Source organism: Shewanella sp. MBTL60-007 (genome assembly GCF_019654915.1).
Classification (GTDB): Bacteria; Pseudomonadota; Gammaproteobacteria; order Enterobacterales; family Shewanellaceae; genus Shewanella.
In genome coordinates, this window is sequence record NZ_BPET01000022.1 from 45,248 (window position 1) to 60,727 (window position 15,480).

Genomic DNA, 15,480 nt, shown 5'->3' on the forward strand with positions numbered 1-15,480 from the left:
AATACTGAGTATTGACCGCTTTTTTGCTTTCTATGTAGAGACAATATTTTTTACTTCACCTGAAAATCAAATTAGGAAACACAGTAATGACTACAGATACTATCGTGGCACAAGCGACCGCTCCCGGACGTGGTGGCGTAGGTATTATTCGCGTATCTGGCGACTTAGCGAGTAATGTTGCTATGGCCGTTTTAGGGCATATCCCTAAAACTCGCTACGCAGATTACTGTGATTTTAAAGATGAAACAGGTGAAGTGATTGACCAAGGCATCGCGCTATTCTTTAAAGGTCCAAACTCCTTTACCGGTGAAGATGTACTCGAGCTGCAAGGCCACGGCGGTCAAATCGTTCTCGACATGCTCATTAAGCGTGTGATGGAAGTCGATGGGCTGCGTATTGCAAAACCCGGTGAATTCAGCGAACAAGCTTTCATGAATGACAAGCTTGACCTTACTCAGGCCGAAGCGATTGCCGACCTAATTGATGCGACCAGCGAACAGGCCGCTAAAAGCGCTCTAAACTCACTTCAGGGTGAATTCTCAACTCAAGTACATGATCTGGTAGAAAAGGTCACAAATCTACGCTTATACGTCGAGGCTGCGATTGATTTCCCAGATGAAGAGGTCGATTTCCTATCTGACGGTAAAATTGCCGCCTCTTTAAATGGGATTATTAGCAAACTCGATGGTGTTCAAGCTAGCGCTAAGCAAGGCTCAATTATTCGAGAAGGCATGAAGGTAGTGATTGCGGGTCGCCCTAACGCTGGTAAATCTAGCCTATTGAATGCCCTCGCTGGTAAGGAGTCTGCTATTGTCACCGAAATTGCAGGTACCACTCGCGATGTACTGCGTGAACATATCCATTTAGACGGTATGCCATTGCATATTATCGATACTGCAGGCCTGCGTGATACCGCCGATACGGTAGAGAAAATAGGCATCGAGCGAGCTTGGGATGAGATAAAAACCGCCGATAGAGTACTGTTTATGGTCGATGGTACGACGACCGATGCCGTTGATCCCCACGAAATCTGGCCAGACTTTATCGATCGCCTTCCAAATAACTTAGGTGTGACAGTCGTGCGTAACAAAGCCGATCTTACTGGTGAAGATCTCGCTATAACGCAAGAAGCCGGACACAGCATCTACCGGATCTCAGCGAAAACAGGCTTAGGCGTAGAAGAGCTAAAGCAACACCTGAAATCACTAATGGGTTACCAGAGCAACCTTGAAGGCGGCTTTATTGCCCGTCGTCGCCACTTAGAAGCCTTAGACTTAGCTAGCAGCCATTTAATGCTAGGTAAAGAGCAGTTAGAAGTGTATCAGGCGGGCGAACTACTTGCCGAAGAGTTACGTATGTGTCAGATGGCACTCTCAGAGATCACTGGTAAGTTCACCTCAGATGATCTGTTAGGTAAGATCTTTAGCTCATTTTGTATCGGTAAGTAAAACTTAGACTCCAGTCCCCAGTTTAGATATTAATTGTTATAGTCTGATATCAATAGATTGCTACTCAATTAATGAAGAAATGCCACTAGTTACCCTAGTGGCATTTTTTCGCTCTTTTCCTTAGCTTTAGTCTACTAAGCACTATTATTCAGCTCACCAACGGAACAGGCAGCCATAGCCTCACCCAGCAGGCCTTCACGCTCAGCTTTCACCGGAGAAATATAAATAATCCCGGTCATAGCAAAGCCATATACTTGCGTTAAAGCTATCGGTTATAGCTCAAAAATACCGAATCCTTTCCTCTACACCACTTCATCTAGCAGCAATGAATTACTCCCTCATCAAACAGGAGGGATCAATAACACCAGCAACCTAGAGATAAGATCTTTGTTTGTGTATATATTGAAATAAATTATGGTGAGGAATGTGGAGAAAAGAACATTCCTCCTAGAAGACACGCAAAATAAACCACTTCAACTGAAAGCAATGATCGAGATCATTAAAGCTCATATAAGTATCAACAGAGATATCAACAAGCAAAGTTGATCTGTGGATAGTTCTAGATCAACTACAGACACAACATGCAACAAATTGATTTTTAACAAAAATATAGCCATACCATTTAAGATCTCAATCTGATTATTTTCCAAATCAATCGATCTTTATTAATAAGTTATACTCAGAAAAATTATATTCATGATCCGAATTTAATAACTGTTCCATTTTGAGAGTAAAAAGCGATGAATTTTCCCAAATAGAGCCAGCTTTTTCCGCAATTTCACGTTAGTAGATCCCATCGACTCAACAGGCTTTTCGATACTAGATTTATTAGGTCTTCGAGTATGCTTGTGTCCGGATTTTTTGTGGGCTCTTGCGGACCCAAAAGCGAGTTAACTATAGCTATTTACCGCTAGGCAGATATTTAGCCTTGTACACAATAGTGATGATGTCTAATTACATAATAACGGCAGATGGCCACCATGTTTCTCTACTGATATAACGCCATAAATAGGATAGGTTCAACTCTGTAGTTAACAGAGTGAAGTAAAATTTAACCAGTCTGAAAGGTAGAATAATGTGCCGAAATTAGCAGATAAAATTGTAACTACTGTTTTGACCTTTTACTCTAAACCCGATGCTTATAGAGGTTAGCCTTTCGCTAATTAGCACTTTGGTTCCACGTGAAACCCTTACTAACTAAAATAAAAAACCTTTAAAATCATACGCATAAAGTAATACAGTTAGTTACTAATAAGTAAGAGCTAATCTATGCCTATTCACTTCTAAAAAAATAAGTGACTCATGGCATTTCAAAAGTGAATAGCACTAGCAACCAGAATCGACAATCTCAAATACTGGAGGTGTGGTAGGGCTAGCAGCCTGTGTGTATTTAAGGTAACAATTATCACCGCTATACTTTTTTGTCTGCGTCATGAAGCGAATGAAATTATCACCGCCGTTATTATGAAAGTACCAGTCCGCAGAACGCTCAGGATGAAATTGTGAATCTTCAAATTTAGCAAGAATCAGCTTACTCCAACTATTAGCAGCATCAGCAGCTGGATAACCATAGGCTAAATGAATTTTTTGGCCATCGATAATAATGACATTCTCTTCAGAGCTTGGATCATTTTTATCTTCTGGTGGCTTGTTCTGCAGTCCTTGTAATACAGATTTAGGGTAAAGCACACTCATAGCACCATGCATCTCAGCCTGTAGGCCTTTCAAAGAAGAGATTCTGGCATCAGACTGAAGTTCAATAAAACGAGAAGCAGCAATAACACTGAGTATCGCGAGAACAATAATGACCACAACTAATTCAATCAGTGTAAATCCATTTTTTTTCATTAAATTCATCGTTTTATTGACTAAGAAGAAACTGCATTATATTGAATAATTTAAAATGAATACAGTTCATATTTATCAGGTTAAACCTGCCACTAATGCTTAGCGAGATTCAGCCTTAGAAAGCGATGTAGCACAGAATAGATAGCTTGAAATGAGCTAGCAATATCAACCTCATCTTGACTCAGCAACTCAAGCGTAAACAAAGCCTGCCAATTCAGTGATGAGTTTTACAAGCTGTATCACTTTCATTCCATTTTGATCACGGTAAAATCCGCGCCTTGTTTGATTCCACACCTTTTAAATAGCTTATTTATGATGATCGATCTGGCCTTATTACCACTTTATTTAACCACTGTAGTGGCCCTTCTACTGATCCCCGGACCAGACATGCTGCTGATAGCCAGTTCAAGCCTAAGTTATGGCCGTAAAGTAGGTGTTTACGCCAGTTTTGGTAATGCGACATCTGGACTGATCTTAACCCTGTTGGCAGCCATGGGTGTATCGGCAATTATCGCCATGAACCCGATGGCATTAGAAGTATTACGCATTCTAGGTGGTGCCTACCTATTAAAGATGGGATGGGACTGTATTCGCAGCTCGGCAGCGGAAGCTCCTGAAATAGAGCAGCAGAATAATCTGGCCAAGCTATTATATCGACGCGCGGTAGTCAGTAACTTACTTAACCCTAAAGCATTGATATTTTTTGTATTATTTTTACCCCAATTTGTATCGACTCAACTAACAGCCAGCTCTGGTGAGCAGATGTTAGCCCTGGGCTTATTACTTAACGTGATGGGGTTAGCTTTTAATCTATTGCTAGTGGCTTTAGTCGGTACGGTAGGTAAACCACTATTGAAAAATGAGAAATTCAGAACCTATCAAAATAAATTTATGGGCGTGATCTTCTTTGTTTTGGCTATCTGGCTACTGGCTTCTCAGGTTCAAAATATCAGTTAAGCTCTTTTATAAAGGACAATAAAAAAGCGGGGATTATTCCCCGCTTTTTGGCAAAAGATTAACGATTACCGTATTCAATAATCGTTTCACGATAGAGCTTTAACAACGCTTCATCTCTCACCTTTACACCAACTCGCTGGGCAGTATTAGACGCCCAATCATCGTGCTGATGCTTACGACCGTCAAACTTCTGGATTGTTAGTCCTTCAGCAGGACCATCGGTAACTACACGAACAGGCCCTTCACGCAGGGTAAATAAAGTAGGATCGATAACGTAGGCTATCGCAGATGGATCATGGACATGACATCCCTCTAACCCTACTTTTTCAGAGTAAAATTTAAGATAATAACGACTAATATCCCAAATAAACTGCCCTACTTCACCAGCATCGTCTCTTAAGTGATCGAGATAATCTTTACTGAAGAAACTCTCCTCTGTGACGTCTAGACCAATAATTACCACTGGCCAAGCTGCAGTAAATACTTTATCAGCAGCATGTGGATCGTCATGAATATTCGCCTCAGCATAAGGAGTAACATTACCACGGTGATTATTCTCACCGAAGGCCCCGCCCATAATCACGACCTCCTTAACTAAGCCAGCTATCTCAGGTGCAGCGTCTAACGCCAACGCTAAGTTAGTTAAAGGCCCAACGGCAACTAAGGTGATCTCACCTGGCTCGGCTTTAACCGAGTCGATAATATATTGATAAGCAGGACGAGGATCGGCTGTCACAGTTAGATCGGTAGGCGCATGAACATCACCAAATCCAGTTTCACCATGAACGACTACTGTAGGCCCCACAGGATCACGTACAATAGGTCTATCAGCGCCCTTCGCGACATCTGCACTAAATCCATACTTTTGTTTTAAAAACAGAGCATTATTAGTACCATTCTCGATAGTCGCATTACCAAAAACTGTCGTAATACCTTTCAGTTCTATTGCTGGATGCCCTTCGGCAAACAGGATAGCCATAGCATCATCAATCCCCGGATCGGTATCGAGAATTATTTTATTTGTCATTTTATTCGGATCCTAATCATTACAATTTATCTAGTGTAGGTGGCCGTAAGATACCTTTATAAGCCATTGATTAACGTGATATAGATTTTAAGCTAAATAAACTATTTCAAACCTAATGCCTATTTCAGTGAAAAATTGGCCAATCTGCTGTTAATGTAGCTAATAAGCTACATTAACAGCTGTCAAACCTAGCCCACTGCAAATCAATCTCACTGAAAACACCATAGAAAATTAACGACAAAACAGACCGAGCTTAGAGATCATAATTACAATTTCACTTATGATGCATACAGGTTATTGGCTGTAAATAATGCACTATATATAAGCTGTAGCAGTCAACAACCCTCTGTTTGACACAAATTATTAGGATCGATCATGGCAAAAGTAGACATTTTAGTAGGTACCACACTAGGCAGTGCGGAGTATGTAGCGGATGAAATATCCGATCAGTTAGGTGATTTAGGTCATGAAACGATTGTGCATCTTGCTGCAAATCTAGACGAACTGAGTAAAGATTCTCTATGGTTAATCGTATCTTCGACTCATGGAGCCGGGGATCTTCCCGATAATATCGTGCCATTTTTCGATGAGATCCAAGCTAAAAAACCCGATCTCAATGGCGTAAAATTCGCGTTGTGTGCCATTGGTGATTCAAGTTATGACACATTTTGTCAGGGCCCAGAAAAACTGGTTGATGAGCTTATTCAATGCGGTGCAAAAGTCTATGTGGATAAGATCCAGATCGATGTTCAATACGATCCAATTCCTGAAGAACCTGCATTAACCTGGCTTTGCGGCTGGCAAGATCAACTTTAAGATCTAATCCCTCGCCTTTTTTACGATTATTCTTCCCAACAACTCACAGATTAGATCAAACTTATCCACATAATAGTTATTAATTTAATAAATATGTGGATAAGCTATTATTTTGATCTGATCAACAGTTGCATTAATTCACATCGGATCTGCTCAATGATCCACCCTGTGGATAAATAGCCGATCTATCCCCAAGCTTAATCCAGTTAGATCGCGATCAGATCACAAGATCATTTTGCTGTTAATCATTGAATATAAAAGACAATTAAAGTTATCCACCGAAAACAGCGATCTTAATAGTAAACATAATAAGAGATCTATATAAAGATCTTAAGATCTATTAAGGCGATCCCCTCTGATCAAAACAAGCTAAATAGATCGTTCACCTTAAGCAAAGCAAATGCTAAAATGCTCTGCTCAGAAACAATTTATCCTTTTACGAATCGAAGGCTGTCGAATGCAATTTCATGAACGGTTTGATGTAATCGTTGTTGGTGGTGGTCATGCAGGTACAGAAGCGGCTTTAGCTTCTGCCAGAATGGGCTCTAAAACACTTTTACTGACCCATAACATAGATACTTTAGGGCAAATGTCCTGTAACCCTGCTATCGGCGGCATAGGTAAAGGACATTTAGTCAAAGAAATTGATGCGTTAGGTGGAGCAATGGCTGTTGCTACTGACTTTGCAGGTATTCAATTTCGTACTTTGAACTCAAGTAAAGGGCCAGCTGTTCGTGCTACTCGTGCACAAGCAGATAGAGCGCTTTATCGCCATAAGATCCAAGAGATCCTGCAACACCAAGTTAATTTACGTATTTTTCAACAAGCTGTTGATGATCTTGTTGTTGAAAACGACAGAGTTATCGGTGTTGTTACACAGATGGGTTTAGCCTTTGAAGCACCAGCAGTTGTCTTGACCGCTGGTACCTTCCTAGGCGGTAAGATCCATATCGGACTTGAAAACTATAGCGGTGGTCGCGCTGGTGATCCGCCTGCAATCGCATTGGCCAATAGATTACGTGAGTTACCAATTCGTGTTGGCCGTTTAAAAACCGGTACGCCACCACGTATCGATGCGAACACTATCGATTTTTCAAAAATGACGGAGCAAAAAGGTGATGATCCATTGCCTGTTATGTCATTTATCGGTGATGTTAACGATCATCCTGAACAGATTTCTTGTCATATTACGCATACTAACGAGCGTACCCACGATATCATTCGTGGAGGATTGGACAGAAGTCCTATGTATTCAGGCATTATCGAAGGGATCGGACCGCGTTACTGCCCTTCGATTGAAGACAAGATTAATCGCTTTGCCGATAAAACATCTCATCAGATCTTCATTGAGCCTGAAGGGTTAAACACCACTGAGATCTATCCAAATGGTATCTCAACGAGTTTACCGTTTGATGTGCAGTTGAACTTAGTCCGTTCGATCAAAGGCATGGAGCATGCTGAGATCATGCGTCCAGGTTACGCCATCGAGTATGACTATTTCGATCCACGCGATCTTAAAAACTCGCTAGAAACTAAGACCATTAGCGGTTTGTTCTTTGCTGGACAGATTAACGGCACAACGGGTTACGAAGAAGCTGGGGCACAAGGTCTGCTAGCGGGGATGAACGCGTCACTACAAGTGCAGGGGAAAGAAGCTTGGTGTCCACGCCGAGATCAAGCCTATCTAGGTGTATTGGTTGATGATCTTTCTACCTTAGGCACCAAAGAACCATACCGTATGTTCACTAGCCGTGCTGAATACCGTTTATTGCTACGTGAAGATAACGCCGATCTACGTTTAACCGAGAAAGGCCGTGAACTAGGTTTAGTTGATGATCATCGTTGGGCACTGTTTAGCGAGAAGATGGAGTCGATCGAAACAGAACTACAGCGATTACGTGGTCAATGGATCCATCCTAATTCACCTCTGGTTGATGTGTTGAATCCACACTTGAACACACCGATCACTCGTGAAGCGACATTTGAAGATCTGCTACGTCGTCCAGAGATGGATTATCCAAAGCTGATGTCTATTGACGGTTTTGGACCTGGACTTGAAGATCAACGCGCTGCAGAGCAAGTTCAGATCCAAGTTAAGTATTCTGGTTATATCCAGCGTCAGCAGGGCGAAATCGATAAGGCTATTCGCCATGAAACGACCCTGTTACCACTTGAGCTTGATTATCAAGAAGTTCCTGGTTTATCTAACGAGGTTATTGCTAAGTTAAATGAGCATAAGCCAGAAACCATTGGGCAGGCTTCACGAATTTCAGGAATGACACCAGCGGCAATCTCTATTTTGTTGGTACACCTTAAAAAACGTGGTTTATTGAGAAAGAGCGCTTAGTTCGCTCTAAACTCGGTAGTTTTACATGATAAAGGGAAGCTTTGAGGCTTCCTTTCATCTTTTTAGCGATTCATAATACTGATTGATATTTAATTCGCTCTATTTGAGGACACAAACTGTGTTATCTGCCCAATTAAATGATTATTTGGCCGAAGTTGGCCTGACTGCTACCGAGCAGCAAAAACAGCAGCTTGTAGACTTTGTTGGCATGCTCAATAAGTGGAACAAGGCATTTAATCTGACTTCTGTTCGCGATCCTGAGCAGATGTTAATTCGTCACATCATGGACAGCTTAGTAGTGTCGCCTCACCTAAAAGGCGATCGTTTTATTGATGTCGGCACTGGACCCGGATTACCAGGGATCCCACTAGCGATCTTAAATCCAGATAAAGAGTTCGTACTGCTCGATAGTTTAGGTAAGCGTATTCGTTTCCAAAAGCAGGTTCAGTTTGAATTAGGTATCAATAACATATCGTCAATTGAAAGCCGTGTTGAAGCCTATCAGCCAGAAGAGCTATTCGATGGCGTGTTGAGTCGCGCATTTGCATCGATTCAAGATATGCTGCATTGGTGCCAGCACTTACCTAAGGAAGATGGTTGTTTCTACGCGCTTAAGGGACAATTAAGTGAAGAAGAGATGTCACAGATGCCAGCTGGTTTTGTGGTGACCGATACTATCGAACTTAAAGTGCCTAAACTCGACGAGCAGCGTCATCTGCTTAGAGTGATCAAACAAGATTAATTATTTGGGCGCGCGCCATTTTAGTGTGCTCGCCAGCTAATTTTATTTCGGCCGTGATAGATAAAGGCCTAATGAAGTGAGCTACAGCTTATAAAGCGTACTGAAAAGTTGCAATCTTTCAGCGCTTCAAGCAATTTAAGAAATAACCATTAGATTTGCGCGCTAATTTCTTAAGCAAACGTCGCTTAGGGATATAATAAAAGTGACTTACAGGGTGATATTGTGGGTAAAGTGATTGCCGTGGCCAACCAGAAAGGTGGTGTCGGAAAAACAACAACTTGTGTAAATTTAGCTGCCTCTTTAGCGGCGACTAAGCGTCGTGTTTTGTTGATCGATCTCGATCCACAGGGGAATGCGACCATGGGGAGCGGTATCGATAAGTATGAAGTCGAGAATACTGCCTATGAACTACTGGTTGAAGAGAAACCATTTGAAGAAGTTGTTTGCCGAGATACGAACGGTAAGTACGATCTCATTGCCGGCAATGGTGACGTGACAGCTGCCGAGATTAAACTCATGGAGTTTTTTGCTCGCGAAATCCGTTTACGCAACGCCCTCGCCCCAATTAAAGATGATTACGACTTTATTTTCATCGACTGCCCACCTTCACTGAATATGCTAACGGTTAACGCTATGTCTGCTGCCGACTCTGTGCTGGTTCCTATGCAGTGTGAGTACTATGCATTGGAAGGGTTAACGGCATTGATGGATACCATTAGTAAGTTAGCGGCTATGGTTAACCCTGGTCTACATATCGAAGGGATCTTACGCACCATGTACGATCCACGTAATCGACTCTCAAATGATGTATCTGATCAGCTAAAACAGCACTTTGGTGATAAGGTTTACCGCACTGTGATCCCACGGAATGTTCGCTTAGCTGAGGCACCAAGTTTTGGTGCACCCGCAATGTATTACGATAAATCAAGCGCAGGGGCTAAAGCCTATCTCGCATTGGCTGGTGAAATTATTCGCCGTGCAGAGCAACTAAGCCAGGCCGAGTTAGTTTAAGGATAAAAGATGACACTGAAAAAAAGAGGCTTAGGTAAGGGCCTAGATGCACTATTGAGTACCAGCCAAGCGGCTAGTCAGCGTATCGCACCTGCTGCAGAAGTTGAGCTAGAGATTAAAAACGATGATTTAGTCACGTTAGATATCGATAGATTGCAACCTGGTAAGTATCAACCGCGTAAAGATATGGCGCCTGAAGCACTTGAGGAGCTTGCTGAGTCTATTCGTGCTCAAGGTATTATCCAGCCTATTGTTGTACGTAAAGTATCTCCTGAAAGTTACGAGATTATTGCGGGTGAACGTCGTTGGCGTGCATCGCAGTTAGCTGGTCTAGCTGCTATCCCTTGTATCGTTAAGCAGGTCCCCGATGAAGCTGCTGTTGCTATCGCGCTAATCGAAAACATCCAACGCGAAGACCTTAATGCAATGGAAGAAGCGATTGCATTAAACCGTTTAATCGAAGAATTTGACTTAACTCATCAGCAGATTGCTGACGCAGTAGGTAAATCTCGTGCAACGGTCTCAAATTTGCTACGCCTCAATGGATTAAATGAACCAGTTAAGCGTATGCTTGAATATGGCGATATCGACATGGGTCATGGTCGCGCATTGTTGGCGATTAATGGTGATGAACAAACTAATCTTGCTCGATTGGTTGTTGCTAAAGAATTAACAGTTCGTGAAACTGAACGATTGGTTAATAAAACCTTAAATCAAACTGAAATCGTCGAAAAGCCAGCTAAAGATCATGATGTAGTGCGTCTAGAGAGCCAATTAATTGAAAGGCTCGGTGCCAAGGTTACGTTAACCCATAACAAGAAGGGGAAAGGTAAATTGGTAATAAACTATCAAAATTTGGCTGAATTAGAGGGAATTATCAGCAAAATTCACTAAATTCTTAAAGTTAACACTATATTATGTAACTTTGTGACATTCGTTAATCTTACACTTTTAGACTTTTGGCGTAGATCACACTAAAAGTCCCCTTTTTATAGCTGTTAAACTTGCTTTGAAAGCCTGAAACGGTATACTTTCGCAAGCTTTTTGTACCTCGGGTTTATACGGATATTTGTAATCCTGTCATCGAAACAAGAAGTTATAATGCGGAGAAGGTAAATTGAGCAAGGTTTTAGCACGTCGTGGCCGGCGGTCAGCCTATAGATTAGTTTTACTGCAGGCGGCGGTTGCTGGATGTGTTTCCCTTTTCTTTTTCGCTATGTGGGGAGTTCAGCATGGTATATCTGCTTTGGCAGGTGGTGCTATCGCTGTATTCCCTAATTTTGTGTTCGCAACCCTAGCTTTCTCCCATTCGGGGGCGCAAGCATCAGGAAAGGTCGTAAGATCATTTTTCCTGGGGGAAGCGGTAAAGTTGCTGTTAACCATTGTACTATTTTCACTTGCATTTGGTTTGATGAAAGCGTCATTTATGCCGTTATTCATCTGTTATTTACTTGTGCTAGTTGTACCTTGGACAGTCCCTTTATACTTCAAACAAAATTAAGTGAGATTAATCATGGCGACAACTGGGGATGATACGTTAACTATAACGGCTTCCGACTATATCCAGCATCACCTGACTAATGCGAAAATGTGTTCCGCTGATGGCGGGATTGCTTTTAACTATGCATGTCAAGATGCGGGGTTTTGGACTTGGCACATTGACTCACTTTTGTTTTCAGTTGGTCTAGGGGTTCTATTTTTGTGGTTATTCTACAAAGTAGGACAAAAGGCAACAATTGGTGTTCCAGGCAAGCTTCAATGTTTCGTTGAAATGTGCGTGGAAGGTGTAGATAAAATCGTTAAAGACTCATTTCATGGGAAAAACGCGCTTATCGCACCATTAGGTCTAACTATTTTCGTCTGGGTTTTCCTGATGAACTTGATGGACTTGATCCCTGTTGACTTTGTACCTGAGGCCGCAAACAGATTATTAGGCGTACCTTACCTAAAGATTGTACCTACAACTGACTTGAACGTAACTTTGGGCTTAGCTTTAAGTGTGTTCGCGTTAATTGTTTTCTACAGTATCAAGGTTAAAGGTGTAGGTGGGTTCACTAAAGAACTAACTTTACAGCCTTTCAATCATTGGGCACTAATTCCAATTAACTTTATTTTGGAAACAGTGACTTTGGTTGCGAAGCCGATTTCATTATCGCTTCGTCTGTTTGGTAACCTGTATGCAGGTGAGTTGATCTTTATTCTGATAGCACTGATGCCTTGGTGGGCTCAGTTTGCATTATCAGTGCCTTGGGCCATTTTCCATATTTTGGTAATTGTGCTGCAGGCGTTTATCTTCATGATGCTGACGATTGTATATCTAAGCATGGCACATGAAGACCATTAATTTATTAAAAATTAGATACTTATCGGAGATAAAATGGAAACTGTAATTAGCTTTACAGCAATAGCTGTTGCAATTATGATCGGCTTAGCAGCGCTAGGTACTGGTATTGGCTTTGCTATTCTAGGTGGTAAATTCCTAGAAGCTTCTGCTCGTCAACCAGAACTTGCTCCTGCACTTCAAACTAAAATGTTCATCGTAGCTGGTCTACTTGATGCGATCTCAATGATTGCAGTTGGTGTTGCATTATTCTTCGTATTCGCTAACCCGTTCTTAGGTCAATTGGCAGGCTAATCGTCCCCCTTAGAAGGAGTTGTCGTTATGAGTATTAACGCTACCCTGCTAGGCCAAGCGATTTCTTTTCTTCTCTTTGTGTGGTTTTGCATGAAGTTTGTATGGCCGCCATTGATGAACGCTATCGAAGAACGCCAGAAGAAAATTGCTGATGGGCTAGCTGATGCAGGACGTGCTGCAAAAGATTTAGAGCTAGCTCAGGTGAAAGCCACAGAGCAGCTAAAAGACGCTAAAGCAACAGCAAACGAAATCATTGAGCAAGCGAACAAACGCAAAGCTCAAATTGTTGATGAAGCAAAAATTGAAGCTGACGCCGAGCGTGCGAAAATCATCGCTCAAGGCCACGCTGAAATTGAAAACGAACGTAATCGCGTGAAAGAAGATCTACGTAAGCAAGTAGCTGTACTAGCTATTGCGGGCGCAGAGAAGATTCTTGAACGTTCGATTGATGAAGCCGCACACAGTGACATAGTTAATAAACTTGTTGCTGAACTTTAAATAAGGAGCTTGAGTTATGGCTGAAATAACCACCATCGCTCGTCCTTACGCAAAGGCAGCTTTTGACTTCGCTCTTGAACAGAAAGCAGTAGATAGTTGGGCAGAAATGCTTAACTTCGCCGCATTAGTTAGTGAAAACGAAGCTATGCAGCCACTACTGTCTGGCGCTATGGCCAGCAATAAGCTTGCTGAACTCTTTATTGGAGTTTGTGGTGAGCAGATCAATGAGCAAGCTCAGAACCTGTTAAAGGTAATGGCTGAAAACGGTCGTTTAGTTGCGCTACCTGCTGTTGCTCAACAATTTGTTGAGATGCAACGTGAGTACGCGAAAGAAGTTGAAGCGCAAATCGTTTCAGCTACTGAGCTAACCTCAGAGCAACTACAAGAGCTGAGCGCTTCTCTAGAGAAACGTCTAGCACGCAAAGTTAAGCTGAATTGCAGCATAGATACCAGCCTTATTGCTGGTGTAATTATCACGGCAGGAGACTTAGTCATTGATGGCTCGGTCCGCGGAAAAATTTCGCGTCTGTCTGATACGCTGCAGTCGTAATTGGGAGTTTGAGCATGCAACTGAATTCCACTGAAATCAGCGATCTGATTAAACAGCGGATCGAGCAGTTCGAAGTCGTTAGTGAAGCTCGCAACGAAGGTACTATCGTTGCAGTAAGTGACGGCATCATCCGCATCCATGGCCTAGCCGATGTGATGCAGGGTGAAATGATCGAGCTGCCTGGCAACCGTTTTGCAATCGCGTTGAACTTAGAACGTGATTCTGTCGGTGCCGTAGTAATGGGCCCTTATGCCAACTTGGCAGAAGGCGACAAAGTTAAAACAACAGGCCGTATTTTGGAAGTACCTGTTGGCCGCGGTCTACTAGGCCGTGTAGTCAACACGCTAGGTGAGCCAATTGACGGTAAAGGACCTATCGAAAGCGATGGTTTCTCTCCTGTTGAAGTAATTGCACCTGGTGTAATTGAGCGTAAGTCAGTTGATCAGCCAGTACAAACTGGTTATAAAGCCGTTGACTCTATGATCCCAATCGGTCGTGGACAGCGTGAATTGATCATTGGTGACCGTCAGATCGGTAAAACCGCTCTAGCGATCGACGCGATTATCAACCAAAAAGATTCTGGCATTAAGTGTGTGTACGTAGCGGTAGGCCAAAAGGCTTCTACAATCGCTAACGTGGTACGCAAGCTAGAAGAGCACGGCGCTTTGGCGAACACCATTGTTGTTGTTGCTACAGCTTCTGAAGCTGCTGCACTGCAATACTTGGCTCCATACTCTGGTTGTACAATGGGTGAATACTTCCGCGACCGCGGTGAAGACTCACTAATCGTATATGATGATTTGTCTAAGCAAGCTGTTGCTTACCGTCAAATCTCATTGCTTCTTAAGCGTCCACCAGGACGTGAAGCATATCCAGGTGATGTATTCTATCTTCACTCTCGTCTGTTGGAACGTGCTTCACGTGTTAACGCCGAGTATGTTGAGAAGTTCACTAAAGGTGAAGTTAAAGGCCAAACAGGTTCTTTGACTGCTCTACCAATTATTGAAACTCAAGCTGGTGACGTTTCTGCATTCGTACCGACTAACGTAATTTCGATTACCGATGGTCAGATCTTCCTTGAAACAGACCTATTTAACTCTGGCTTACGTCCAGCTGTTAACCCAGGTATCTCGGTTTCTCGTGTTGGTGGTGCGGCTCAGACTAAGATCATCAAGAAACTGTCTGGTGGTATCCGTACCGCTCTTGCACAGTATCGAGAGCTTGCAGCGTTCTCACAGTTTGCATCTGACTTAGATGATGCAACTCGTGCTCAGCTTGAGCATGGTGAGCGTGTTACCGAACTAATGAAGCAAAAGCAATATGCTCCAATGAGTATCGCTGATCAGTCTGTGTCTATTTTCGCAGCTGAAAAAGGCTACTTGAAGAGCGTTGAGCTAAGCAAAATCGGTAGCTTCGAAGCGTCTCTGCTCTCTTTCATGAACAGTGAACATGCTGACCTAATGAAGACTATCAACGATACTGGCGATTATAACGCTGATATCGAAGGTGAGTTGAAGGCTAGCTTGGACAAGTTCGTAGAAACCCAAACCTGGTAAATATTAGAGGTGCCTCTGGCACCTCAGGTCCAGAATTGGAGAGTA

The 15,480-nt window shown here is 42.5% G+C and carries 15 protein-coding genes; 13 read left to right on the top strand and 2 right to left on the bottom strand.

What is annotated here, in order from left to right; translation table 11 throughout:
* Window positions 1–86: 86 nt before the first annotated feature.
* A complete protein-coding gene (gene mnmE / locus K5Q92_RS10090) occupies window positions 87–1,448 on the top strand; it encodes a tRNA uridine-5-carboxymethylaminomethyl(34) synthesis GTPase MnmE (protein WP_220768878.1) in 1,362 nt (453 codons plus the stop codon).
* A gap of 1,326 nt (window positions 1,449–2,774) precedes the next feature.
* Here the strand turns inward: mnmE and K5Q92_RS10095 are convergent.
* On the bottom strand, window positions 2,775–3,296 hold the full coding sequence (locus tag K5Q92_RS10095) for a type II secretion system protein (protein WP_259649542.1): 522 nt from the start codon (window positions 3,294–3,296) through the stop codon (window positions 2,775–2,777).
* A 312-nt stretch (window positions 3,297–3,608) separates the two neighbouring features.
* Between K5Q92_RS10095 and K5Q92_RS10100 the strand changes: the two genes are divergently transcribed.
* On the top strand, window positions 3,609–4,253 hold the full coding sequence (locus tag K5Q92_RS10100; protein ID WP_220768880.1) for a LysE family translocator: 645 nt from the start codon (window positions 3,609–3,611) through the stop codon (window positions 4,251–4,253).
* Between the two features lie 58 nt (window positions 4,254–4,311).
* Here the strand turns inward: K5Q92_RS10100 and K5Q92_RS10105 are convergent, their stop codons facing one another.
* Window positions 4,312–5,280 carry a nucleoside hydrolase gene (locus tag K5Q92_RS10105; RefSeq protein WP_220768881.1) on the bottom strand — a complete coding sequence of 323 codons (969 nt, stop codon included), beginning with the start codon at window positions 5,278–5,280 and terminating at the stop codon, window positions 4,312–4,314.
* A gap of 375 nt (window positions 5,281–5,655) precedes the next feature.
* Between K5Q92_RS10105 and mioC the strand changes: the two genes are divergently transcribed.
* From mioC to atpA, 11 genes are all read left to right on the top strand, one after another.
* Window positions 5,656–6,096, top strand: a complete 441-nt coding sequence (gene mioC / locus K5Q92_RS10110) for an FMN-binding protein MioC (protein ID WP_220768882.1) — start codon at window positions 5,656–5,658, stop codon at window positions 6,094–6,096.
* 457 nt (window positions 6,097–6,553) lie between these two features.
* Window positions 6,554–8,443 (top strand): tRNA uridine-5-carboxymethylaminomethyl(34) synthesis enzyme MnmG, encoded by a 1,890-nt coding sequence (mnmG, locus tag K5Q92_RS10115; protein WP_220768883.1) that lies wholly within the window; start codon window positions 6,554–6,556, stop codon window positions 8,441–8,443.
* A gap of 118 nt (window positions 8,444–8,561) precedes the next feature.
* Window positions 8,562–9,185 carry a 16S rRNA (guanine(527)-N(7))-methyltransferase RsmG gene (gene rsmG / locus K5Q92_RS10120; protein WP_220768884.1) on the top strand — a complete coding sequence of 208 codons (624 nt, stop codon included), beginning with the start codon at window positions 8,562–8,564 and terminating at the stop codon, window positions 9,183–9,185.
* Window positions 9,186–9,407: 222 nt separating this feature from the next.
* Entirely contained in the window at window positions 9,408–10,196 is a 789-nt protein-coding gene (locus K5Q92_RS10125) for a ParA family protein (protein ID WP_220768885.1), read from the top strand.
* 9 nt (window positions 10,197–10,205) lie between these two features.
* Complete coding sequence (locus tag K5Q92_RS10130) at window positions 10,206–11,090, top strand: ParB/RepB/Spo0J family partition protein (RefSeq protein WP_220768886.1); 885 nt, start codon at window positions 10,206–10,208, stop codon at window positions 11,088–11,090.
* Window positions 11,091–11,313: 223 nt separating this feature from the next.
* On the top strand, window positions 11,314–11,697 hold the full coding sequence (locus K5Q92_RS10135; RefSeq protein ID WP_220768887.1) for an ATP synthase subunit I: 384 nt from the start codon (window positions 11,314–11,316) through the stop codon (window positions 11,695–11,697).
* Between the two features lie 12 nt (window positions 11,698–11,709).
* A complete protein-coding gene (gene atpB / locus K5Q92_RS10140) occupies window positions 11,710–12,540 on the top strand; it encodes a F0F1 ATP synthase subunit A (protein ID WP_220768888.1) in 831 nt (276 codons plus the stop codon).
* Window positions 12,541–12,573: 33 nt separating this feature from the next.
* Window positions 12,574–12,831: a F0F1 ATP synthase subunit C gene (gene atpE / locus K5Q92_RS10145; RefSeq protein ID WP_012157432.1), complete on the top strand. Its 258-nt coding sequence runs from the start codon at window positions 12,574–12,576 to the stop codon at window positions 12,829–12,831.
* A gap of 27 nt (window positions 12,832–12,858) precedes the next feature.
* The gene (gene atpF / locus K5Q92_RS10150; protein ID WP_028767767.1) at window positions 12,859–13,329 is read left to right on the top strand and encodes a F0F1 ATP synthase subunit B; all 471 of its coding nucleotides are present in this window, start codon (window positions 12,859–12,861) and stop codon (window positions 13,327–13,329) included.
* A gap of 16 nt (window positions 13,330–13,345) precedes the next feature.
* A complete protein-coding gene (gene atpH / locus K5Q92_RS10155) occupies window positions 13,346–13,879 on the top strand; it encodes a F0F1 ATP synthase subunit delta (RefSeq protein WP_220768889.1) in 534 nt (177 codons plus the stop codon).
* Window positions 13,880–13,893: 14 nt separating this feature from the next.
* On the top strand, window positions 13,894–15,435 hold the full coding sequence (gene atpA, locus K5Q92_RS10160) for a F0F1 ATP synthase subunit alpha (RefSeq protein WP_220768890.1): 1,542 nt from the start codon (window positions 13,894–13,896) through the stop codon (window positions 15,433–15,435).
* Window positions 15,436–15,480: the final 45 nt, after the last annotated feature.